This window comes from Brevibacillus thermoruber 423, assembly GCF_000454065.1.
Lineage (GTDB): Bacteria > Bacillota > Bacilli > Brevibacillales > Brevibacillaceae > Brevibacillus > Brevibacillus thermoruber.
Genome location: NZ_ATNE01000017.1, coordinates 88,981 through 110,464, shown reverse-complemented (window position 1 = coordinate 110,464; position 21,484 = coordinate 88,981). Strand labels below are relative to the sequence as shown.

The window sequence follows — 21,484 nt, the reverse complement described above, 5'->3', positions numbered from 1 at the left end:
GTCAGCCGTCGGTCAGCAAAAAGGCGACGCTGCCGCTCTCGTACTTGACCCGGCAGTGCGGAGGCTGGCGCAGCGAGGCCAGCAGCGCAAGCAGGCGGGGCAAGCCCAGCACGGCTGTTCCCCAGAGCAGCGCCATTCCGTACGGCAGCGGCACCCAGACGAAGACGGCGGCCGCCAAAAACAGGCTGCCGGCGAGAACGGTCGCCTCCGCCCCACGGTATGCGCGGAGCGTAACGGGATGGCGGCAGCCGGCGCCCCACCAGGGAGACACGAGCAGGTCCGGCGTGGTTTGCGGGTGGTGCGAACGCAGGCGGGCGTAAAGCCGGAACAGGCAGAGATGGCCTGCGGCGATGGCTGGGAGCACGGCCAGCGTCACCACCAGGCGATCAGCCGGAATCTTCAGCCAGAGAGAGGCGGCGACCGGAAACAGGCCGATCAGCAGGAGCTGGAACAGCCAGCCCGCCAATCGCCAGCGAAAGCGGCGAAGCAGTTTGTAGCTGTAAATGGTTTGCTCTTTCATCACGTCAATGACCTCTGCGATTACATGTGTACGAGCGGGGTCAGACCCGATCCGGGTCCGGGGAGAACCAGGCTTTGTCCAATTGACAGGGCCGTGTTCTCCCTATATAATTCTCGCTGAGAATGATTATCATGATTAGGGATTCTTTTTCGGTTTTCCCCTATTATCTCACAATCTGCGGGCGCCGGAAAAGCTTCCGAACCGGAAGCGCGTTTGCCGTCGCTCGCTCATTCACGAACAGACAAGAACGTTCGAGTCGGTGGCCGTCAGCCATCGGCTTTTTCTGCAAGGAGCCACCTGCCATGAAAAACGTTTTGGTTACGGGCGGAGCGGGCTTCATCGGCTACCACACGTGCCGCTTCCTGCTGGAGCAGGGGTACGCTCTTGCCGTGGTCGATCAGCTCCATCCCTATTACGATCCGTCCCTCAAACGGGCGCGGATCGACGAACTGCGCCGCCACGGCGACTTTTCCTTTTACCGGACCGATATTCTCGATGAAGCGGCCATGCGGGAGGTCTTGTCCCGGCAGAGGCCGGATGCGGTGATTCACCTCGCCGCGATTCCCGGCGTGCGGGGGTCTTTGGAGCAGCCGCTGACGTACGTGGACATCGATGTAAAAGGAACGGTGCAACTGCTGGAACTGGCCCGGCAGTTCGGCGTCGGCCGCTTTCTGTTCGCCTCGTCGTCGTCCGTTTACGGGGAGCGCGCCCTGACCCGCCCGCTGCGGGAAGAGGAGGCGGACCTGGCCGTCTGCTCGCCGTATGCGGCCAGCAAGCTGGCGGCGGAAGTGTTTTGCCGGACGTACGCCCATCTGTACGGGATGGCGGTCACCTGCCTGCGCTTTTTTACCGTGTACGGACCGCACCAGCGGCCGGACATGGCCATCTCCCGTTTTCTGCGGCTGCTCGCGGACGAGCAGCCCTTGCCGCTGTACGACCCGCACTCCATGCGCGATTACACGTATGTGGACGACATTGTGGACGGGATCGGGGCGGCATTGGCACACATGGACGGCTATCAGGTCTACAACCTGGGCAGCGGCCGGCCCGTCGGCCTGCTCGAACTGGTGCAGACGCTGGAGCATGTGACCGGCAAAAAGGCCCGTATTGAGATTCGCGGCGCCCAGCCGGGGGATGTGACCGGCACCTGGGCGGACATCGCCAAAGCGCGCGGGCTGCTGGGATGGACGCCGCAGGTGACGCTGCAGGAGGGCTTGGAACGGTACTACCGGTGGTGGCGAAAACAGTGAGGAAGAAGATCGTTCGGGCGGTTGGCTGGCTGCTGCTGGTTGTTTCCGGTTATCTGATCGCAACCCGCATGGAGGTGTCGGCGCTGATCGACGGCGTCCAAAAGCTGGCCGCCCATCCCGGCCTGCTGCTGACGATGACCGTCTGTTACGGAGCCGCCTTCTGGCTGCGCAGTTGGGCATGGCAAAAGCAGACGGTCCATCGGGTGCCGGTCCTACGCTTGTGGTACTACCATCACATCGGGCTGCTCTTGAACCATCTGCTGCCCGTGAAGGCCGGCGAGCTGGCGCGCATGGCCCTCTTGCGCCGGCGCGAAGGATTTGCGTGGAGCGCGGCGGTCGTCAGCGTGGCCGGCAACCGGTTGATGGACATGGCCGGCCTGGCTGCCCTGGCGGCGGCCGCGCTGCTGTTGATCGCTCCCCGGCAGATCCAGCTCTGGTACGGGGAGAGGCTTGCCTGGGCCGTCGCCGTGTCGGCGGCTGCGGCTGCAGCCGTACTGGCCGGTTCGCGGTACGCGGAGCGCCGCTTTCCGGCTGTCGCCCGCTATCGCCGGGCGTTTTTTCAAGGGCCGCACGGGCTGACCGCCTTTTTCCTGACGGCGGCCGGCTGGCTTTTGGAGGCAGCGGTCGTCTGGTCGGTCGTCAGGGCGCTTGGTGGGCAGTTGGAAACGGCGTCCGCCCTGTTGGTCCACGTGCTGACGATTATCGGGCAGACCTTTCACGTCACGCCGGGCGGCATCGGCACCTACGAAGCGGTCATGGCCTCCCTCCTGCACGAGACGGCGGGCCACTCCCTGGCGTTTGCCCTGCAGGTGGCGATTTTGTCGCACGGATTCAAGTTTTGTTATTCGTTTGTCGCGGGCGGGCTTGCCGCCTGGCGTCTGTCGCTATCGCCCCTGGCGCTGTTCCGGGAGGCCCGCGAGGCGAGTGAGGAGGGTGACCATGAAAAAAGCGTCGACATTTGAAAAGATCGCCGCTCGGTGCTGGAATGTGCTAAATGAAGGAAAGCCGTTTACCCCCGTCTTTGTGACCGGCATCTTTCTCCTGTACCACTGGGAGTCGTGGGGGCTGTCGTCCTTTTGGGCGGATGCGGCACTCGCGCTCCTCTGGACGCTGCCGCTTTTGGCTGTCTACTTTTTGTACGATTTTCCGCTGCGTTTGCGGTTCTTTCTGTGGCTGCCGCTGCTGGCGGCCTGCGCGCTCTTTGCCCAGGCGGGGGTATGGCCGCTCATATGGCTTGCGATCGGCATGTACTTTTTCTTTACGGTCATCTTCTGGGGCACGATCTACTACCATCTGCGCATCGGCACCACGCTGTGGAACTTTACGCGGTTCTGGAAGCTGGTGTTGAAAAACAGCGACTCCACCAGCGGCAACGCGCAGGAACAGATTCCGAAGTTCCTGACGGCCCTGTTGGTGATGGAGTGGTGCTGCCGCTCGGCGGCCGAAGCGGGGATTGCCGGTCCGGGCCTTGCGCCGCTGTTCTTTGCGGCAGCCGTCGGGGTGTACGCTTTTCTCATCCACCGCTGGCTGTTCACCTGGAAACCGGTGGAAATCCCCACCTACACCCACAATGTCCAACCGTCCAAGCCATTGGCGAACAAGGTGTATATGATAGTAATAGACGGCTGCAACAAGGACCGGCTGGCTCAGGCGAAAACGCCGTTTCTGGACTGGCTGAAGCAGACCGGTACCGAATACGCCAACATGGAGACGGTCTATCCGGCGCGCACGGTGGTCTGCTTTTCCTCCATGTTTACCGGCACCTATCCGCGCGAGCACGGCATTTCCAGCAACATGGTGTACAAGCTGGGCGTGAAAACGGAAAGCCTGTTCGACAGTCTGCGCAAGATCGGGAAGAAGGGCGTGATGCTCGCCTGCGCCCATTTGGTCGACGCATTTGGCGAGGACGTGGAGACGTTTACGGCGGTGATGAAAAACGACGTCGCCGATCCGACGATCATGCGCCGGGCGCGGCAAATCGTCGAGGAGAGCGACCCCGACGTACTGGTCGTGCAGCTGATCGCGACCGACCAGACCGGTCACAGCCGGGGCGTCTTTTACGATGAATACCTGGAAAAAATCGCGGAGGCGGACGCGCTGATCGCCTCGTTTTACGAGTGGCTGCGGGAGCGGGGAAAACTGGAAAACGCGGCGTTTATCGTCTGTGCCGACCACGGCCAGTCGGACGGCATCGGCGGTCACGGCCACCTGGACGAAGGAGAGCGCTACGTACCGTTTATCATGCACGGTCCGATGATCAAGCAGGGCGCCGTCATCCGGGAGTGGAACTCGCTGGTGTCCGTCGCTCCCACGATCGCGTATCTGATGGGGGCACCGTATCCGGACAAATCGCGCGGCCCCGTGCTGGTGGACGCCCTCCGCACGCAAGGTTACGACACGGGAGAGAACATCCATGAGGCAGCAGGCCCTTCTATACATTGTGATACCGGCAAAAAATGAAGAGGAAGCGATCGGCGAAGTGATCCGCAACGTGCCGCGCTCCTTTTTCCCCGGATTGACGGTGAAAGTGCTGGTGGTGGACGACGGCTCGACCGACGGGACGGTGGACGTGTCGCTGGCAGCGGGAGCGGACGAAATCTACACGATGCCGATCAATACCGGCCTTGGCGCGGCCGTTCGCGCCGGACTGCGGGAGGCGTACGAGCGGGGCGCCGACTATGCCGTCATGATCGACGCCGACAACGAGTATCCCGCGGAGCAGATTCCCGAACTGGTCGCGCCGCTCCTGGCGGGGGAAGCCGATTACGTCATGGGCTCCCGTTTTATGGGTACGATAAAAGGGATGAAATGGCACCGCCGCCTCGGCAATTACCTGTTTACCGCGCTGCAGATGATCCTGCTGCGCCGGTTTATCTCCGACGGTCAATCGGGGATGCGGGCGTTCAACCGGGCAGCCCTGGCCGATCTGGAAATCATTCACGACTACAACTACGCGCAGGTGATGACGCTCAACCTGGTGCGCAAGGGCTACCGGATGAAAGAGATTCCCATCCGCTATCAGGTGCGGACGACGGGCCGTTCGTTTATCCGCTTTGTGCCCTACGTCACCAAGGTGCTGTCGGCGGTCTGGCGGGAGATGCGCCGGCCGGTCTCTCCCCGCCAGCCTGACTCGTAAACAGAAGGCATGCCCGGATCAGAAGGCATGTCCGGCCTGGCGGGCGCGGTCGAACAGGGGAGCGGCGGCGGGAAAAGGAGGCAGTACATGAGGTGTCCAGCAAAGGTGTGACGGTGCTCGTACAGGTGTCGGAGAAACCGCTCCCTGACGCGCTGGTGCGGGAGTTGGCGGCGATCGGCATATCCGTCGCGCCGGCCGAAAACCGGAGACGGACAGCGGCCGGGGCGTGCGGCTTCCTGGTCGCGGGGGAGTCGGATGCCGCGCGGCTGTCGACGGGCCTGGCCGAGTGGGATCGTCCCGGACTGCTGCTCGTATACGGCGACCGGGTTGCGAACACAGCGGCGGAAGTGCTGGCGGCCCAATATCCCGGCTGGGAAGTGGTGCGCCTGTATCGCTTTGCCGGCGGCGAGCGGGCGCTGGTCGGCGGAGATCCCAACAGCCCCTGGACCCGCATCCTCTGCCGCCAACTGGCGGAGCATGACGTGATCGCGATGGTGTGCGGGATGCGCGAAGCGGAGGAGGTCATCCGCCAACTGCCGCGGTTTCTGGCCTGGAAGGAGAGGTTTTACCTCCGGCTGGGAGAGAGCTGCGACCGGCGCGGCGTCCGGCTGCAGACGGTCGCGCGTGCGTTGGGCATGGACAGCCGCGTCGGCCAGGGCTGGCTGGATCCGCAGCGGAACGATCGTGCGGCGCTGCGAAGGTGGCTGGTCCGCCAGTGCCGCTTCGTCATGAGCAAGACGAACGTGCGCCGCGTCGCCTTGTGGGGGCCGACGAGCCTGTGGCAGCAGATGCCGCCAGGCTGGCTGGCGGACAAGGAGGTGCGGCTGTACATTCCCCGGGACGAGCAAATTCCGAACGGTGAAAGCACTGCAGGGGAGCGGTGCGCCACCTGGCAAACAGCGCTTGCCCAGGCCGATCTGCTGGTCGTCGCCTCGCCTGACCCCGACCTCATGGAACTGCCCCTGTCCGAGCTGATCAGGCAGATGCGCCAACCCATCGTCGTCGATGCCTGCGCCTGCTTTCCGCTGCCGGAAGCGGAGGCGCTGCCGATGATCTACCGAACCATCGGGGAAAAGACGAACGTTTGGGAATGGAGTTGATTATAATGGGGTATAATGGTTGGTAGATTGAGGAAAAGGGCAGGCGTTTGCACAATGGAAAGAGTCGCTCAGCGATGTATCGTCTGTGAAGAGGAACGGACGGACGGAATCGCCATCTGTGAGCAGTTTATCTGTCAGCATTGCGAACAGGAAATGGTCAATACGGACGTGCAGGATAAAAAATACACGTTCTTTATTCATCAGATGCGGCGCATCTGGCTCACGGAAGACGCGTAGACACGTTCGGCCAAAAGGCATCGGCACCCCCGATGCCTTTTTCCGTTCCGCGGGTGCAAATCGTGTTACAATAAAAGGTACTCTGAAAAAAGGACGTGAATGACCGTGCGGGAAAGAAGCGCCGACTTTTGGGAGAGGCAGCGGCGGGCTCCCTTGTACGAACAGTTGGTACGGCACGCCATGCGCCGTCCCCATCCGTTTCACGTGCCCGGTCACAAGATGGGGCGAAGCTTTGACCATCACGGCAGAGAGCGGTTTGGGCCCGTGCTCGAACTGGACATGACGGAGATCACCGGCATGGACGACCTGCATCAGCCGGAGGGCGTGATTGGCGAGGCGCAGGCGTTGGCGGCGGAGGCTTTCGGCGCGGAGGAGACGCGCTTTCTCGTCGGCGGGAGCACGGCGGGCAACATCGCGCTGATCATGACCGTCTGCCGTCCGGGAGACAAGATCCTCGTCCAGCGCAACTGCCACAAGTCCGTGTTTCACGGCATCATCCTGGCGAGGGCGACGCCGGTGTACATCGTGCCGGCGGTGGATCCGGCGACCGGCACCGCCGTCGGACTGCGGCGGGAGGACGTGGAACGCGCCCTGCAGGCCCATCCCGATGCCAAGGCGGTCTTTTTGACCAATCCCACCTACTACGGCATGGGGATTGATGTGGCCAAGATGGCGGCGGCCGTCCACCGGTTTGGCGTGCCGCTCCTCGTCGATGAAGCGCATGGGGCCCACTTCGGCTTTCACCCCGCGTTTCCCCCTTCCGCCATGCAGAGCGGAGCGGATGCCGCCGTGCAGTCCACCCACAAAATGACCGGAGCGCTCACCATGTCGTCCATGCTGCATATTCAGGGCGAGCGGATCGACCGGGAGCGTCTGGCGCGCAATCTGGCGCTGATACAGTCGTCCAGCCCGTCGTATCTGCTGATGGCTTCGCTCGACCTGGCGCGCCGCCACCTGGTGACGGAAGCGGCCCGGGAGTGGGAACGGCTGCTGCCGCAGTTGGACAAGCTTCGAGAGCGGCTGGGTCGCGTCTCGTGGGTGGAGCTGGCGGGGCCAGTGCCAAACAGCGTCTGCGCGACATGGGATCCGCTCAAACTGCTGCTGGTGCTGCGCTCCGCCGACGCGGACGGATTCGAACTGAAGCGGCTGCTGGAGGAACACGGCATCTATCCCGAACTGGCCGAGAGCGGCCTCGTCTTGCTGGCCGCCTCCGCCGGGACCTCCGCGGATGATCTCGACGCGCTGGCCCGGCTGCTGGAATCCGTCTCCCCCGAGAGACGGCCGGGAGCGGTGCGAATGGTGGAGCCGGGCGTGGTGGCGTCCAGCTTTTTGCGCGAACAGGCGATGCCGATGCACGAAGCGATAGACGCCCCCCACGAGGCGGTGGCACTGGAACAGGCGCTGGGACGGATCGCCGCGGAAATGGTGATCCCCTATCCGCCCGGAATCCCGCTGCTGGTGCCGGGTGAGCGCATTGACGCCGATTTGCTGGAGCTTTTGCTGGAGCTTCGCAAGGGACAGACCCGCTTCCACGGGGTGCAGGACGGCCGGCTGCAGACGATACGGGTAATTGATGAGAGACAACGAGTGTGAAAGGAGCATGTGTGTGACAACGAAGGGAAAAGGCCGGTTTATTACCGTCGAGGGAGGCGACGGAGCGGGCAAGTCGACCGTCATCGCCCGCCTGTACGACGAACTGCGGGCGCGGGGACGGGACGTGATCCTCACCCGCGAACCGGGCGGCATCGAGATCGCGGAGAAGATCCGGTCGATCATCCTCAATCCGGAGCACGTCACCATGGACAAGCGGACGGAGGCGCTGCTGTACGCGGCGGCACGGCGGCAGCATTTGGCTGAAAGGGTGCTGCCGGCGCTGGCGGCGGGGAAGCTGGTCCTGTGCGACCGCTTCATCGACAGCAGTCTAGCGTACCAGGGGTATGCGCGCGGCCTGGGCATCGACGAAGTGTTTGCCATCAACCGCTTTGCCGTGGAAGACTGCATGCCCGACCTGACGCTGTTTTTCGACGTGCGGCCGGAAGTGGGTCTGGCCCGCATCAACGCGACCAAGGGGCGGGAGGTAAACCGGCTCGACATGGAAGACCTGCGGTTCCACGAAAAAGTGCGGGAAGGATACCGGTTGGTGATGGAGCGCTTTCCCGAGCGGTTTGTCGTCATCGACGCGGAACAGCCGATGGACCGGGTCTTTGAAGAGGCGCTGGCTGCGCTGGAGGCGCGTCTGCAAGGTTCGCGTCTGTAAGGTTTAAGTACCGTCCGGGTATGTACATGCTGTATACTATGTTTTAGAAGAATATCGTTACACCGTCCAGCCTTTCTTCATACAATGAAGGAAGACAGGTACCCCCAGATACCAAACGCGTGCGGAAAGGGTGAGAGCCGATGAAGATGGTGGTTGCTGTTGTTCAGGACAAAGACAGTGGTCGTCTGTCGCAGCAGTTGGTGAAAAAAGGATTTCGTGCCACGAAGCTGGCCAGTACGGGAAGCTTTTTGCGTGCCGGCAACACGACGTTTTTGATCGGAACGAGCGACGAAAACGTGCCGGAAGTGATCGAGATCATTCAGCAGCACTGCAAGTCCCGCAAACAGATGGTCACGCCTGTCTCGCCGCTGAGCAATGCCGTCGATTCGTTCATGCCGTATCCGCTCGAGGTGCAGGTGGGCGGTGCCGCCGTGTTTGTGCTGGATGTCGAGCAATTCCATTCGTTCTAGGCGTCTGATGGAAGGGGACCCCCCTCCTTTTTCAGCCAGCTTTCGTTTATACTGAAGGAAGAAAACGATCGGACAGGGGACGGAGGGAGCGGCATGAAAATCGGAGACGGGCCCAGGCCAAAGGTGGATCTGCTCAAGGCGGCCGACATGCGCAAAGGGCCGCAGGTGGAAAGAACGAATTTCGGGGAACTGATCAAGGGCGAGGACCAGCGCATGTCGCAGGAGCGGCTGACCCGGCTTTTGCAGGACATTGACAGACAGGGACAGATTTTGGCCCGTTCCCGCTCCATCCGCGACTTCTACCATTACAAAAATCTCGTCAAGCAGTTCATGGAAGAGGCCGTCAAGCACGGCATCGCGCTGGACGACAGGCGGGGTGTAAACCGCCGGGGACGCAGCCGGCTGTACAAGATTGTCAAGGAAGTGGACGCGGAACTGCTCAAGCTTGCCGACGAACTGTTAAGCGATCAGGCGCCGATGATCGACCTTTTGGCCCGCATCGGCGAAATTCGCGGCATGCTGATCAACTTGTACTTTTAGGTGGAACAAGATGACATGGACGATGTTTGCGCAGCAGCCGCGTGCGGCGGAACTGCTGCATCATAGTCTGCAAAACGGGCGGCTGGCGCACGCTTACCTGTTTGCCGGTCCCAAGGGTGCAGGAAAAAAACAGATGGCCCTGCATGTGGCGAAGTCTCTTTTTTGTCCGGAAAGGGAGGCGGACGCCTGCGGGGCCTGTCTCACATGCAGGCGGATCGAGGCGGGCAACCATCCCGACGTGCTGCTGATCGAGCCGGACGGGGCCTCGATCAAGATCGACCAGATTCGCGCCCTGCAAAAGGAGATGGCGATGCGGGCGGTGGAATCGGCTCACAAGGTGTACATCATCGAGCACGTGGACAGGATGACCACCCAGGCGGCCAACAGTCTGCTCAAGTTTTTGGAAGAACCGCCGGCCGGAGTCGTCGCGCTGCTGCTGACGGAGCACAGTCACGCCATTTTGCCGACCATTCTGTCGCGCTGCCAGATTGTCCCGTTCACGCCGCTGTCCGCCGACGTCATCGCCCAGCAGCTGCAGGCGGAAGGCGTGCCGGCCGGGATCGCCCGGGCGGCTTCCCACATCACGACAAATCTGGAAGAAGCTCGTGTGCTCAGCCAGTCAGATTGGTTTGCACAGCTTAGAAATCTAGTGATACAATTGGTGCAGGAGTGCAAACAGCGCAATGCTGCTGCGCTCTATACCATTCACGATTTGTTGCAAAAAAGCGACAAAATAAAGGAGGAACTGCCCCTCTTTTTGGATTTGCTCATCCTTTGGCTGCGCGATATCCTGTACGTGCAAGTAGACAGGCATGCCCATCTCATCAACAGCGACCAACAGGATGTGCTGCAAGGACAAGCCCTGGTCTGGACGAAAGCCGAGCTCTTGCATGGGATCGATCTGGTCATGGAAACGAAAAATCGGATAGAGCGAAACGCCAACGCACAGTTGGCCCTTGAGCGGTTGGTTCTTCAAATCCAGGAGGGATAACCTTTGTATGAGGTTGTGGGCGTCCGCTTTAAAAAAGCGGGCAAAATATATTACTTCGACCCCGACCGACTGCCGATCGAAAAGGATTCGCACGTCATCGTGGAAACGGCGAGAGGGGTCGAATACGGCAAAGTGGTGATCGGCCGCAAACAAGTGGCCGACAAGGATGTCGTACTGCCGCTGAAGAAGGTCATCCGGATGGCGGACGAGCGGGATGCCAAGCAGGTGGAAGAGAACAAGCAGGCCGCCAAAAACGCGTTTTCCATCTGTCAGACCAAAATCAAGGAACACAAGCTGGAGATGAAGCTGGTCGACGTGGAGTACACGTTTGACCGCAACAAAATCATCTTTTATTTTACCGCCGATGGGCGGGTGGATTTCCGCGAACTGGTCAAGGACCTGGCCTCTGTCTTCCGCACCCGTATCGAACTGCGCCAGATCGGCGTGCGCGACGAAGCGAAAATGCTGGGCGGCATCGGGCCCTGCGGCCGGCTGCTCTGCTGCTCTACGTTTTTGGGCGACTTCGAGCCGGTGTCGATCAAGATGGCAAAAGACCAAAACCTTTCGCTGAATCCGGCCAAAATCTCCGGTCTCTGCGGCCGGCTGATGTGCTGTTTGAAATACGAAAACGACAACTACGAAAGCACCCGGGACGAAATGCCGGACATCGGCGCGACGGTGACCACGCCGTTGGGCGAAGGGCGTGTCGTCTCCGTCAACGTGCTCGACCAGTCCGTTCAGGTAGAGCTTTCGGAAAACAAGCGCGTCATCGAATTTGCGCTCGATGAGATTGTCGTGGGTCATCCGACGTTTGACTAACGAGAGAACAGAGCAGGTTAGATTTGGGTAGCGGGGATGAGGTGAGCAAGTGGACAAACGGGAAATCTTCGTCAAGATGGCCAGCATCGAGGAACGAATTGGCGATCTGTATCGGGAAATTGGCGAATTGAAAGACGTCATCGTTGTCTTGATGGAGGAAAACGCCCAATTACTCGTGGAGAACCAACACCTTCGCAATCGGCTGGACAAGAAGACAGCCAGTCCGCCGCCGGAACCAAAAGAAACGGTCAAGCAGGAAACCGCCAAGAAGAAAGTGGTCGGAGAAGGCTATGACAATCTGGCGCGGCTGTATGCGGAAGGTTTTCACATTTGCAACGTTCATTTCGGCAGCCTGCGCAAAGAGGGAGATTGCCTGTTCTGCCTCTCCTTCCTCAGCGGCGGTGTTCACAAATAACAGGATAGCATGGCCTTTTTGTACCGAAGCGACCTGAGCATTGCGGCAGGTCGCTTTTTGCAGACAACGTGCAGAGGCCGTTACAGACTGATGGTGGAAAAAGGAGTATGGAACAACGGATGCAACCGGAAATCAACGTGCCGCTCTACGAGACGGAGCGCATTGACGACCTGCTCACCCATGAAATGAAAATCATCCAGAGCCGTGAAGTATTTTGCTTCTCCATGGATGCGGTGCTGCTGGCCCGCTTTGCGTCGGTGCCCAAACGGGGACGGGTGCTCGACATGTGCACGGGCAACGGCGCGATCCCGCTGATCATGACGACGCGGTCGCCGGAAGCGGTGTTTGAAGGCATCGAGATTCAGGAGCGGCTGTATGACATGGCCAGTCGGAACGTCAAGCTGAACAGGCTGGAATCGCGCATCACGATGCACCACGGCGACGTGAAGGACGCCGTGCAGTTGTTCGGGCACGGCAAGTTTGACCTGATTACCTGCAATCCGCCGTACATGCCGGCGACCAGCGGCGAGAAAAACGTCAGCGAACACTTTGCCATCGCCCGCCACGAAATCTTGCTGTCGCTGGAAGACGTCATTCGGGTGGGCAGCCAACTGCTGAAAAACGGCGGGAAGATCGCCCTGGTGCACCGCTCGACGCGCCTGGTGGACATCATCACGCTGATGCGCCAGTACGGCATCGAGCCGAAGCGGATGCGGCTGGTCTACCCGCGCCGCGACGCCGAGCCCAACATGCTCCTGATCGAGGGGATGCGAAACGGCAGGCCGGAACTGCGCATCCAGCCGCCGCTGATTGTCTACGAAAACGGAGAGGAATACTGTGAAGAACTGCAGGAGATCTATTTCGGAAAGCGGGATTCCCTCGCATAAAAGCCACTTTGTCTACATCCTGCGCTGCGCGGACGGGACCTATTACACCGGGTATGCCACGGAATTGGCCCGCCGCATCCGGGAGCACAACGAGGGCAGAGGGGCCAAGTACACGCGGGGCCGAGGGCCGGTGGAGCTGATGTATTGGGAAGAAGGGACGGACCGCTCGTGGGGAATCAGGCGGGAGGAAGCGATCAAACGCCTGACCCGCTCTCAAAAGGAAGAACTGATCGAGGAAGGTGGTCGTAAGTCATGAACGTCCAGCGCAGTTTCGCCGACGAACAGACGGGAGTCCTCTACCTGGTGGCCACGCCCATCGGCAACCTGGACGACATCACGGTTCGCTGTCTGGAGACGCTGCGGGCCGTCGATGTGATCGCCTGCGAAGACACCCGGCAAACCCGCAAGCTGCTGAACCATTTTCAGATTGAGAAGCGGACGGTCAGCTACCACGAGCACAACAAGGAGGCCAGCGGCAGCGGTCTCTTGCAATGGCTGGCGGAAGGAAAGCGGATTGCCCTGGTCAGTGACGCCGGTCTGCCCGCCATCTCCGACCCGGGGGCCGATCTGGTGCGGGATGCCGTGGCGGCCGGCTTTCCCGTCGTTCCTGTCCCCGGCGCAAACGCGGCGCTGACCGCGCTGATCGCCTCCGGCCTGCCGACGGACCGCTTTGTGTTTTGCGGCTTTTTGCCGCGCGACAACAAAGACCGCCGGGAAGAACTGCAGCGGCTGGAGCGCTATCCGGAGACGCTGCTGTTTTACGAAGCGCCCCATCGCATCGTGAAAACGCTCCAGGCGATCCGGGAAGCCTGGGGCGATCGCCGGGCCGTGCTGGCGCGGGAGCTGACCAAGCGCTACGAAGAGTTTGCCCGCGGCACGCTGGGGGAGCTGATCGACTGGCTGGCGGCGGGGGAGGCGCGAGGCGAGTACTGCCTGATCGTGGAAGGATACCGCGGCGCGCCGGCCGCTCCGGAAGAAGAAGCGGCCTGGTGGCAGCCGCTTGACATCCGGGAGCATGTCGACCGCTACTGCGAACAAGGCATGAGCAAAAAGGAAGCGATCAAGAAGGCAGCGGACGACCGGGGCCTGTCCAGGCGGGACGTCTACAATGAATACCACCGCGATCCGGAAGCGTGATCGCATGAAAAAAGGCCGGGGAGTCATCCCCGGCCTCCATCGTCTTACCGGCAGCGCTTCGTACAAAGCGGCTCTGTATGGTTGAGCGGACGATTAACGCTTGACCGCAGGGAGTTCGTTCAGGCAGTCCTGGCAAATGATTTTGCCTTTGAAATAGGAGACCCGGTCCGCATTGCCGCAGAAAATACATGCAGGCTCGTACTTTTTCAGGATAATGCGCTCTCCGTCCACGTAAATTTCCAGCGCGTCCTTTTCGGCGATGCCCAGGGTGCGGCGCAGTTCAATCGGAATCACCACGCGGCCCAGCTCGTCCACTTTACGTACAATCCCCGTCGATTTCATCATGAATCGTCTCTCCTCTCACAATGTTGCCCAGTGTCGTTTATTGTGCAAATCGGATTATTAATCGTCAATATTCGACAATTTCCGTTGTTCTCATCATACCAGCGATTCCCAAAGGTGTCAATATGATTTTTACAAATCTTTGAAGCCACATCTGGCGCCGGTTTGACAGACATGTACAGCATCATTGTTTGCATGTGCTCGACATCAATATTTATCGGTATATTGGAAAAAAGTAACTGGAAGCGCATAGGGGCGAATTCGTCACTTTATGTCGAATGATAGAGAAGGTGGTTCGACAAAAGTGGCCTTTTTTCCCCTTGATTCCTTTTTTTGCCCTTTTGCCCGTCAAGCGTCTGTCCCGCCACAAAGTTGCAGGCGGGTGGTTTACAAAATGAGGCGGTTGTGTACAATAGAGGGTGAATCAGGTATTTCATAGCGAACGACGATGACGGGAAGAGTAGGCTTGCCATCCTTATGACAGAGAGCCGGGGTAGCTGCGAACCGGTATAAGCGATCAAGCCGAACATGGCCCCCGAGTCTCGCGGATGAACCGCCGTTTCCGGCGCCAAGTAGTCTGCGACGCAAGCCTGCGTTACGGGTGAGTCAGCAGCAGTCTGACTCGACAAGTCCGCTGTTCGCGAGAAGGCGGAGCATTTGGGTGGTACCACGAGAACAAGGCTCGTCCCAATCTGGGGCGGGCTTTTATTTTTTAACGTATGTCAGGAGGGTTTTGTTGCATGAAACCGACGTACTACATTACCACGCCGATTTACTATCCGAGCAACAAGCTGCACATTGGCAACGCCTACACCACCATTGCCGCCGATGCAATGGCGCGCTACAAACGGCTGCGCGGCTACGACGTCTACTACCTGACCGGTACGGACGAGCACGGGCAAAAGCTGCAGGAGCGGGCGGCCGAAGACGGTAAGCAGCCGCTTGAATTTATCGACCCGATTGTCGACTGGATCAAGGATCTGTGGGCAAAGCTGGACATCTCCTACGACGATTTTATCCGTACGACCCAACCGCGCCACAAGGAAGTCGTGCAAAAGGTGTTCAAACGGCTGCTGGACCAGGGAGACATCTACCTGGGCGAATACGAGGGCTACTACTGCGTACCGGACGAGGCGTTCTGGACCGAGACGCAGTGCAAGACGGACAAAGGCTACTTCTGCCCGGACTGCGGCCGCGAAGTGAAAAAGGTGAAGGAGAAAAACTACTTCTTCCGCCTGTCCAAGTACCAGGACAAGCTGCTGAAGTTCCTGGAGGAGAATCCGGACTTCATCCAGCCGGAGTCCCGCCGCAACGAAATGATCAACAACTTCCTCAAGCCGGGTCTGCAGGACCTCTCCGTCTCCCGCAGCAGCTTCGACTGGGGCATCAAGGTGCCGGACGATCCCGAGCACGTCATCTACGTCTGGATTGACGCGCTGACCAACTACATCTCCGCGCTGGGCTACCTGTCCGACGACGACAGCAAGTTTCGCAAATACTGGCCGGCGGACGTCCATCTGGTGGGCAAGGACATCCTCCGTTTCCACACCATTTACTGGCCGATTCTCCTGATGGCGCTGGACGTGCCGCTGCCGAAAAAGGTGTTCGGCCACGGCTGGCTGCTGATGCCGGACGGAAAGATGTCCAAATCCAAAGGCAACGTGATCGATCCGAAGCTCCTGATCGACCGCTACGGCTCCGACGGCGTGCGCTACTTCCTGCTGCGGGAAATCAACTTCGGCCAGGACGGGGTCTTTACGCCGGAGTCGTTCATCCAGCGGCTCAACTATGACCTGGCCAACGACATCGGCAACCTGCTGAGCCGCACCGCGACGATGATTGAAAAATACTTCGACGGCATCGTGCCTGCTCCGCAGGAGGCGGGCGAACCGGACGACAGCCTGATCGAACTCGCCACCAAGACGAAAGCGCTGGTGGAGGAGCACATGGACGAAATGCGCTTCAGCAATGCGCTGGCCCACATCTGGGAGCTGATCGGCCGGACCAACAAGTACATCGACGAGACCATGCCGTGGAACCTGGCCAAATCCGACGAGACCAAAGGCCGCCTGGCCACCGTCATGTACAATCTGGCGGAATGCATCCGCATCGTCTCCATCCTGATTCAGCCGTTCATGACGAAAGCCCCGGCGAAAATCTGGGACCAATTGGGCATCCTCGACAAGCCGGAAGCACTGACCTGGGAGTCCGCCGGCGTCTGGGGAGGCCTGCCGGTCGGCAGCACGGTCAGCCGCAAGGAGCTGCTCTTCCCGCGTCTGGACGTGCAGGCAGAGCTGGCGTTCATCGACGAATCCACGGCGGAAGCGCGCCGTCAGGCAGAAGAGAACAAGCGAAAACAGGAAGCGTTGAAAGGAGAAGCATCCGTGAACGAGACAACCGCGAACCAAACCGAAGCACAGGCAAACGACAAACCGGCGGACGCGAAAGAGGAAATCACGATCGACGATTTTGCCAAAGTGGAACTGCGCGTGGCGCAAGTCGTCGAGTGCGTGAAGCACCCCAACGCCGACAAGCTGCTGGTGCTCCAGTTGGACCTCGGCTATGAGAAGCGCCAGGTGGTTTCCGGCATCGCCAAGTACTACACGCCGGAAGAAATGATCGGCAAAAAGGTGATCCTGGTCGCCAACCTGAAACCGGTGAAACTGCGCGGCGAACTGTCGCAGGGCATGATCCTGGCCGCGTCCGCAGGCGATCAACTGACGCTGGCGACCGTCGATCCGAGCATGCCGAACGGAGCAATCGTGAAGTAGGGAAAGGAAGGTCGATCCCGTGTTATTCGATACGCACGCGCACCTCAATGCCCGGGAGTTTGACGAGGATCGTGAGGACGTGATTGCCCGCGCGCGGGAAAACGGCGTGAGCACCATCGTCAACATCGGCTTCAACGCCGAGACGATCGCCACCTGCCTGGAGCTGGCGGAGCGCTACGACTTCATCTATGCCGTGGTCGGCTGGCACCCGCAGGACGCCAAGGACATGACCGACGAGCATCTGGAGTGGCTGGAGGAGCTGAGCCGCCACCCGAAAGTGGTCGGACTGGGAGAAATGGGTCTGGATTACTACTGGGACACCTCACCGCGGGACGTGCAGGCGGAGGTGTTCCGCAAGCAGATCCGCCTGGCCAAAAAGCTGGGCCTGCCGATCATCATTCACAACCGGGACGCCCACCAGGACGTCATCACGATTCTGAGGGAGGAGAAGGCGGCCGAAGTGGGCGGCATCATGCACTGCTTTTCCGGGAGCTGGGAGACGGCCAAAATGGCGCTCGACATGAACTTCTACATCTCGTTCGGCGGTCCGCTCACGTTCAAGAACGCGAAGCAGCCGAAGGAGGTGGCGGCCAAGGTGCCGCTCGACCGTTTGCTGATCGAGACCGACTGCCCGTACCTGACCCCGCACCCGTATCGCGGAAAGCGAAACGAGAGCGGGTACGTCCGCTACGTCTGCGAGGCAATGGCCGACATCCACGGCCTGTCCTACGAGGAAATGGCCCGGATCACCGCCGAGAATGCCCGCCGGCTGTTCCGGCTGGAGGCCCGTACGGAATAACCGTGTCCAAAGCCGCATCACCATGACGAAAGCCCTTCTGTGATCGCGCATCAGCGCATCGCAGAAGGGCCCTGTTTTTTTCAAAACAAATCCCGGCTTGTTCTTTGCGCACATCCGGCGGCGTTTTCCGGCAGGCGGCTGAGCGTTTCCCGCCAAGCCAGGTTCTCCCGCCGTTTTGCCCTGCATACCATAGTCCATATGTCGAACGATTCCATTCTCCTCGACAGAGATGCTCGACACAAACTTGCTTCCATTCGCCATTCGCTTTTTGCTAGGCTGGTAGCAATCATCATTTGGATCTAGGAAGGGGGCAATTTGACAAACCGGAGAAAGTAGCATACAATCAAGACCGACCTTGTTCAGAACTGGCCAATTTCCAAAATATTGGTGCGATTTCATCACCCTTGCCTGACCAGACAGGAAAAGCCTTGTGCTTTTCTAGGAAAAAGGAGTGTGGGAAATGGAGTTACGCACGGTATGGGAACGGCAGAAGAAGCGAGCGATTGCCGTACTGGGCGGTCTCGCTCTGGTGCTGGTACCCATGATTGGCTATTTTTCTGCCCAAGCAACGCAACCGAAGCAGGTCACGTTTACCTTGGACGGCGTCACCCAAAAGGTGGGGACCAAGGCGCAAACCGTCGAGCAGTTTTTGGAAGAACGACACATTGCGGTGACAGACAGCGATTACCTGCAGCCAGACGCAGACACCAAAATCACCAACGGAACAACCATTACCTTACATACACGCTGGGCAATCCCTGTCCACGTGGACGGGCAGACAAAAGTCGTGCAAACGCTCAGCCGTGACGTCGCCGGCGTCTTGAAGGACGCGGGAATCACGCTGGGCAAACAGGACCGGGTGGAACCGGCACTGACAGCGTCTCTCTCCAAAGACTCGACGATCTCCGTCACGCGCGTCAGCGAACGGATCGTCACGGTGGAGGAGCGCGTGCCATACCAGGAAATTCGCAAAAGCGATGGTTCTCTGACAAAGGGACAGACCCGCGTACTGCAAAGCGGGCAGGAAGGGAAGGCCATCGCGCACTACAGACTGGTCACGGAAAACGGCAAAGAAATATCCCGTGAACTGGTAAAACGAGATGTCATCACACCGAAAAAAGACCGTATTGTCGCGGTGGGAACGGCCGCATCCGTTCAAGCCGACACGTCAAAACGGGTCGTTGCCGCAGCGGGGTTGGTCTCCCGCGGCGGCAAAGTGTTCCGGCCGAAACAGGTACTGAACGGGGTTACTTTGACCGCCTACTCTCCGGCAGGAGGAGGCAAACCCGTCGGCTCGCCGGGTTATGGCCGCACGGCTACCGGTGTCAAGGCGAAAGCCGGGCACACCATTGCCGTCGATCCCAAAGTCATTCCGCTGGGATGGTGGGTGTTTATCGACGGAATCGGGTATCGTCGGGCGGAGGATACGGGCGGAGCGATACACGGTCACAAGATCGATGTGTTCGTCAGCACCGAAGCGGAAGCGGTCCAGTTCGGCCGCAAGCGAAATCGCACGGTCTACATTATCGGACCGCACAAGCCTTAGGGACAGGAGCCTGCGCTCCTGTCTTCTGTTTGCTGTCTTACCAATATGACGGGTGGGGAGCGGAAACGTTTCAGCCACACGGACAGAAACGGAACTTGTTTTTGGTGTACACTAATACCATTCCAACACGGTAGGAAAGCGGGAGCAGCGACATGAAGATCAAAGAAGTCATCGTCGTGGAAGGGCGGGACGACACGGCCGCCATCAAGCGGGCCGTCCAGGCGGACACGATCGAGACGGGCGGGTCTGCCATCAACCCGAAAACGATCGAAAAGATTCGCCTGGCCCAGCAAAAACGCGGCGTCATTATTTTTACCGACCCCGATTACCAGGGAGAGCGGATACGCAAGATCATCAGCCGGGCGGTGCCGGGCTGCAAGCACGCGTTCATCACCCAGGAGGACGGGACGAAAAAAGGGGACATCGGCGTGGAGAACGCTTCCCCCGAGGTGATCGTCCGCGCGCTCTCCGAGGTGCGTACCGAGATGGCCGATCAGGCCGGGGAGATCACGCCCGACGACATGATCGCTTACGGATTGACCTCGGGTCCGGATTCCAAGGAGCGGCGAATCAAACTGGGCGAACGGCTGGGCATCGGGTACGCCAACGCCAAGCAGATGCTGCAGCGCCTGAACGCCTTTCAAATCAGCCGGGCGGAGTTTCTCGCCGCCATGAAGGCCATTGACGAAGGAGGGGAGCAGCCATGACCCGAGCCGTCGGCAAAGATATCGCCACGCCTACGCGGACCAGGGAAATCCTGGAGAAGTACGGCTTTTCGTTCAAGAAAAGCCTGGGCCAAAACTTTTTGATCGACACCAACATTCTGCACAACATCGTGGCGGCGGCCGAACTGGACAAGGGGAAGGCGGCGCTGGAGATCGGTCCCGGCATCGGCGCGCTGACCGAACAGTTGGGCAGAGCCGCCGGCCGTGTCGTGGCGGTCGAAATCGACCAACGGCTGCTGCCCATCCTGGCGGAAACCCTGGCTCCCTATGAAAACGTGGAAGTGGTGCACGGAGATGTGCTGGAGCTGGATCTGCGGGCGCTCCTGGCGGACAAGCTGGCCGGCTACGAACAGGTGAGCGTCGTGGCCAACCTGCCGTACTACGTGACGACGCCGATCCTGATGAAGCTGCTGGAGGAACGGCTGTCGCTGGAGCATATCGTGGTGATGATCCAGAAAGAGGTGGCGGACCGGATCGCTGCCAAGCCGGGTACCAAGGACTACGGCTCGCTCAGCGTCGCCGCGCAGTTTTTCGCGGAGACGGAAGTGGCGATGGTGGTGCCGGCCAGCGTTTTCATTCCCCGGCCCAATGTCGATTCCGCCGTGATCAAGCTGACGATCCGCAAGCAGCCTCCTGTCGAGGTGGACGACGAAGCGCTGTTTTTCCGCGTGGTACGGGCTTGCTTTGCGCAGCGGCGGAAGACGCTGCTCAACAACCTGATGAACGGTTTGTTCGACAAAACTCAAAAAGACGATGTGGTTCGGCTGCTGGCTGAGCTGGGGATCGACCCCGGCCGCCGCGGCGAGACCCTGGGCATCGAAGAATTTGCCCGGCTCGCCAACGCCATCCGTCGCAGCAATCTGATGCCGCATCGAACATGAGGAACGCCCCTTGGAAACAAGGGGCGTTCGGATTGTTGGGACAGTCTCTTTTTTCGTCGAAAGGGGACTGTCTCAGCCATCTGAGGGCACGATGATAATGGGACGGAAGTCGGTCGGGAATTTTTTTGCCGGACGTGCCTGTCCCCGGACAAGCCATGCGACAAAAATCCGCTGATTTCACGAAAAAAACACCGTTGACAAGAACTGATTTTGGTTGCTATAATTTTTTATTTCTTTGACAAAATAAGCATAGACTGTTATAATGGAATCAAGCGAGGTGGATGGAACAATGGCAAGAAACGCGTTACTTGACATTAAACGCAGTTTAGACGAGCACATTGGCGAACGCATCCTGCTGAAAGCCAATGGCGGTCGCCGCAAAACCGTCGAACGGACGGGCATCCTCGAAGAAACGTACCCATCTGTATTCGTTGTAAAGCTTGATGACGACCAATTGTTTGAGCGAGTTTCATACAGCTATGCTGACATCTTGACGGAAACAGTAGAATTGACAGTGTGCCGTGACAACGAGCACATTCGCATTACTTTTGTACAGCAGTAGAGCCCTGGCGGCTCTGCTGTTTTGTTTTTGCCTTCCTGTCGTCCCCGGTCCGGTGTACTCGATATCATATACGTCCGGCGCCATTTCTGTGTCGGTTGA

General features: G+C 59.7%; 24 protein-coding genes and 1 other annotated feature. Of the genes, 22 read left to right on the top strand and 2 right to left on the bottom strand.

Annotation, left to right across the window (positions count from 1 at the left end; genetic code table 11):
* Position 1: 1 nt before the first annotated feature.
* Positions 2-520, bottom strand: coding sequence for a hypothetical protein (locus M516_RS0104450; protein ID WP_029098057.1), 519 nt, complete (start codon positions 518-520; stop codon positions 2-4).
* Between the two features lie 302 nt (positions 521-822).
* Between M516_RS0104450 and M516_RS0104445 the strand changes: the two genes are divergently transcribed.
* The 16 genes from M516_RS0104445 to rsmI all read left to right on the top strand — a co-directional run bounded on the left by M516_RS0104445 (position 823) and on the right by rsmI (position 13,759).
* On the top strand, positions 823-1,770 hold the full coding sequence (locus tag M516_RS0104445; protein WP_029098056.1) for an NAD-dependent epimerase/dehydratase family protein: 948 nt from the start codon (positions 823-825) through the stop codon (positions 1,768-1,770).
* Complete coding sequence (locus M516_RS0104440) at positions 1,767-2,732, top strand: lysylphosphatidylglycerol synthase transmembrane domain-containing protein (RefSeq protein WP_029098055.1); 966 nt, start codon at positions 1,767-1,769, stop codon at positions 2,730-2,732. Before M516_RS0104445 ends, M516_RS0104440 begins: the two co-directional genes overlap by 4 nt.
* On the top strand, positions 2,710-4,230 hold the full coding sequence (locus tag M516_RS22715) for an alkaline phosphatase family protein (RefSeq protein WP_081656441.1): 1,521 nt from the start codon (positions 2,710-2,712) through the stop codon (positions 4,228-4,230). The genes M516_RS0104440 and M516_RS22715 overlap by 23 nt, the downstream gene beginning before the upstream one ends.
* Positions 4,184-4,906 (top strand): glycosyltransferase family 2 protein, encoded by a 723-nt coding sequence (locus M516_RS0104430; RefSeq protein ID WP_029098054.1) that lies wholly within the window; start codon positions 4,184-4,186, stop codon positions 4,904-4,906. Before M516_RS22715 ends, M516_RS0104430 begins: the two co-directional genes overlap by 47 nt.
* Before the next feature lie 92 nt (positions 4,907-4,998).
* The gene (locus M516_RS22710; RefSeq protein WP_051188098.1) at positions 4,999-6,006 is read left to right on the top strand and encodes a Rossmann-fold NAD(P)-binding domain-containing protein; all 1,008 of its coding nucleotides are present in this window, start codon (positions 4,999-5,001) and stop codon (positions 6,004-6,006) included.
* Positions 6,007-6,060: 54 nt separating this feature from the next.
* Complete coding sequence (locus tag M516_RS0104420) at positions 6,061-6,243, top strand: sigma factor G inhibitor Gin (RefSeq protein WP_029098053.1); 183 nt, start codon at positions 6,061-6,063, stop codon at positions 6,241-6,243.
* A gap of 105 nt (positions 6,244-6,348) precedes the next feature.
* Entirely contained in the window at positions 6,349-7,836 is a 1,488-nt protein-coding gene (locus M516_RS0104415; protein ID WP_029098052.1) for an aminotransferase class I/II-fold pyridoxal phosphate-dependent enzyme, read from the top strand.
* A 7-nt stretch (positions 7,837-7,843) separates the two neighbouring features.
* Positions 7,844-8,500, top strand: a complete 657-nt coding sequence (gene tmk / locus M516_RS0104410; RefSeq protein ID WP_029098051.1) for a dTMP kinase — start codon at positions 7,844-7,846, stop codon at positions 8,498-8,500.
* Positions 8,501-8,640: 140 nt separating this feature from the next.
* The gene (locus M516_RS0104405; RefSeq protein ID WP_029098050.1) at positions 8,641-8,970 is read left to right on the top strand and encodes a cyclic-di-AMP receptor; all 330 of its coding nucleotides are present in this window, start codon (positions 8,641-8,643) and stop codon (positions 8,968-8,970) included.
* 93 nt (positions 8,971-9,063) lie between these two features.
* Positions 9,064-9,510 (top strand): YaaR family protein, encoded by a 447-nt coding sequence (locus M516_RS0104400; protein WP_029098049.1) that lies wholly within the window; start codon positions 9,064-9,066, stop codon positions 9,508-9,510.
* Positions 9,511-9,520: 10 nt separating this feature from the next.
* Positions 9,521-10,501, top strand: coding sequence for a DNA polymerase III subunit delta' (holB, locus tag M516_RS0104395; protein ID WP_029098048.1), 981 nt, complete (start codon positions 9,521-9,523; stop codon positions 10,499-10,501).
* Between the two features lie 3 nt (positions 10,502-10,504).
* Positions 10,505-11,320 carry a PSP1 domain-containing protein gene (locus tag M516_RS0104390; RefSeq protein WP_029098047.1) on the top strand — a complete coding sequence of 272 codons (816 nt, stop codon included), beginning with the start codon at positions 10,505-10,507 and terminating at the stop codon, positions 11,318-11,320.
* 49 nt (positions 11,321-11,369) lie between these two features.
* Positions 11,370-11,735 (top strand): DNA replication initiation control protein YabA, encoded by a 366-nt coding sequence (gene yabA / locus M516_RS0104385; RefSeq protein WP_029098046.1) that lies wholly within the window; start codon positions 11,370-11,372, stop codon positions 11,733-11,735.
* 119 nt (positions 11,736-11,854) lie between these two features.
* Positions 11,855-12,622, top strand: coding sequence for a tRNA1(Val) (adenine(37)-N6)-methyltransferase (locus M516_RS0104380; RefSeq protein ID WP_029098045.1), 768 nt, complete (start codon positions 11,855-11,857; stop codon positions 12,620-12,622).
* On the top strand, positions 12,573-12,878 hold the full coding sequence (locus M516_RS0104375) for a GIY-YIG nuclease family protein (protein WP_081656440.1): 306 nt from the start codon (positions 12,573-12,575) through the stop codon (positions 12,876-12,878). The genes M516_RS0104380 and M516_RS0104375 overlap by 50 nt, the downstream gene beginning before the upstream one ends.
* Positions 12,875-13,759 (top strand): 16S rRNA (cytidine(1402)-2'-O)-methyltransferase, encoded by an 885-nt coding sequence (gene rsmI / locus M516_RS0104370; RefSeq protein ID WP_029098043.1) that lies wholly within the window; start codon positions 12,875-12,877, stop codon positions 13,757-13,759. Before M516_RS0104375 ends, rsmI begins: the two co-directional genes overlap by 4 nt.
* 93 nt (positions 13,760-13,852) lie before the next feature.
* Here rsmI and M516_RS0104365 read toward each other — a convergent pair whose 3' ends face one another.
* On the bottom strand, positions 13,853-14,104 hold the full coding sequence (locus tag M516_RS0104365; protein ID WP_029098042.1) for an AbrB/MazE/SpoVT family DNA-binding domain-containing protein: 252 nt from the start codon (positions 14,102-14,104) through the stop codon (positions 13,853-13,855).
* Positions 14,105-14,540: 436 nt separating this feature from the next.
* Positions 14,541-14,794 (top strand) — a binding site (T-box leader).
* 47 nt (positions 14,795-14,841) lie between these two features.
* Between M516_RS0104365 and metG the strand changes: the two genes are divergently transcribed.
* The 6 genes from metG (at position 14,842) to veg (ending at position 21,385) form a co-directional block, all read left to right on the top strand.
* A complete protein-coding gene (gene metG / locus M516_RS0104360) occupies positions 14,842-16,872 on the top strand; it encodes a methionine--tRNA ligase (protein WP_029098041.1) in 2,031 nt (676 codons plus the stop codon).
* 19 nt (positions 16,873-16,891) lie between these two features.
* On the top strand, positions 16,892-17,671 hold the full coding sequence (locus tag M516_RS0104355) for a TatD family hydrolase (RefSeq protein ID WP_029098040.1): 780 nt from the start codon (positions 16,892-16,894) through the stop codon (positions 17,669-17,671).
* Positions 17,672-18,131: 460 nt separating this feature from the next.
* A complete protein-coding gene (locus M516_RS0104350; protein ID WP_029098039.1) occupies positions 18,132-19,217 on the top strand; it encodes a 3D domain-containing protein in 1,086 nt (361 codons plus the stop codon).
* Between the two features lie 152 nt (positions 19,218-19,369).
* Positions 19,370-19,924 carry a ribonuclease M5 gene (rnmV, locus tag M516_RS0104345; protein WP_029098038.1) on the top strand — a complete coding sequence of 185 codons (555 nt, stop codon included), beginning with the start codon at positions 19,370-19,372 and terminating at the stop codon, positions 19,922-19,924.
* Positions 19,921-20,823, top strand: a complete 903-nt coding sequence (gene rsmA, locus M516_RS0104340) for a 16S rRNA (adenine(1518)-N(6)/adenine(1519)-N(6))-dimethyltransferase RsmA (RefSeq protein WP_029098037.1) — start codon at positions 19,921-19,923, stop codon at positions 20,821-20,823. Before rnmV ends, rsmA begins: the two co-directional genes overlap by 4 nt.
* 289 nt (positions 20,824-21,112) lie before the next feature.
* Positions 21,113-21,385: a biofilm formation stimulator Veg gene (gene veg, locus M516_RS0104335; RefSeq protein WP_029098036.1), complete on the top strand. Its 273-nt coding sequence runs from the start codon at positions 21,113-21,115 to the stop codon at positions 21,383-21,385.
* The last annotated feature ends 99 nt before the right edge of the window (positions 21,386-21,484 follow it).

Bases quoted from the DNA above. Each gene is read 5' to 3' on its own strand.
- M516_RS0104400 (WP_029098049.1), top strand. From the start codon at position 9,064: ATGAAAATCGGAGACGGGCCCAGGCCAAAGGTGGATCTGCTCAAGGCG.
- rnmV (WP_029098038.1), top strand. From the start codon at position 19,370: ATGAAGATCAAAGAAGTCATCGTCGTGGAAGGGCGGGACGACACGGCC.
- M516_RS0104445 (WP_029098056.1), top strand. From the start codon at position 823: ATGAAAAACGTTTTGGTTACGGGCGGAGCGGGCTTCATCGGCTACCAC.
- veg (WP_029098036.1), top strand. From the start codon at position 21,113: ATGGCAAGAAACGCGTTACTTGACATTAAACGCAGTTTAGACGAGCAC.
- metG (WP_029098041.1), top strand. From the start codon at position 14,842: ATGAAACCGACGTACTACATTACCACGCCGATTTACTATCCGAGCAAC.
- holB (WP_029098048.1), top strand. From the start codon at position 9,521: ATGACATGGACGATGTTTGCGCAGCAGCCGCGTGCGGCGGAACTGCTG.
- M516_RS0104450 (WP_029098057.1), bottom strand. From the start codon at position 520: ATGAAAGAGCAAACCATTTACAGCTACAAACTGCTTCGCCGCTTTCGC.
- rsmI (WP_029098043.1), top strand. From the start codon at position 12,875: ATGAACGTCCAGCGCAGTTTCGCCGACGAACAGACGGGAGTCCTCTAC.
- M516_RS0104420 (WP_029098053.1), top strand. From the start codon at position 6,061: ATGGAAAGAGTCGCTCAGCGATGTATCGTCTGTGAAGAGGAACGGACG.
- rsmA (WP_029098037.1), top strand. From the start codon at position 19,921: ATGACCCGAGCCGTCGGCAAAGATATCGCCACGCCTACGCGGACCAGG.
- M516_RS0104430 (WP_029098054.1), top strand. From the start codon at position 4,184: ATGAGGCAGCAGGCCCTTCTATACATTGTGATACCGGCAAAAAATGAA.
- tmk (WP_029098051.1), top strand. From the start codon at position 7,844: ATGTGTGTGACAACGAAGGGAAAAGGCCGGTTTATTACCGTCGAGGGA.
- M516_RS0104365 (WP_029098042.1), bottom strand. From the start codon at position 14,104: ATGATGAAATCGACGGGGATTGTACGTAAAGTGGACGAGCTGGGCCGC.
- M516_RS0104350 (WP_029098039.1), top strand. From the start codon at position 18,132: ATGGAGTTACGCACGGTATGGGAACGGCAGAAGAAGCGAGCGATTGCC.
- M516_RS0104405 (WP_029098050.1), top strand. From the start codon at position 8,641: ATGAAGATGGTGGTTGCTGTTGTTCAGGACAAAGACAGTGGTCGTCTG.
- M516_RS22715 (WP_081656441.1), top strand. From the start codon at position 2,710: ATGAAAAAAGCGTCGACATTTGAAAAGATCGCCGCTCGGTGCTGGAAT.
- M516_RS0104380 (WP_029098045.1), top strand. From the start codon at position 11,855: ATGCAACCGGAAATCAACGTGCCGCTCTACGAGACGGAGCGCATTGAC.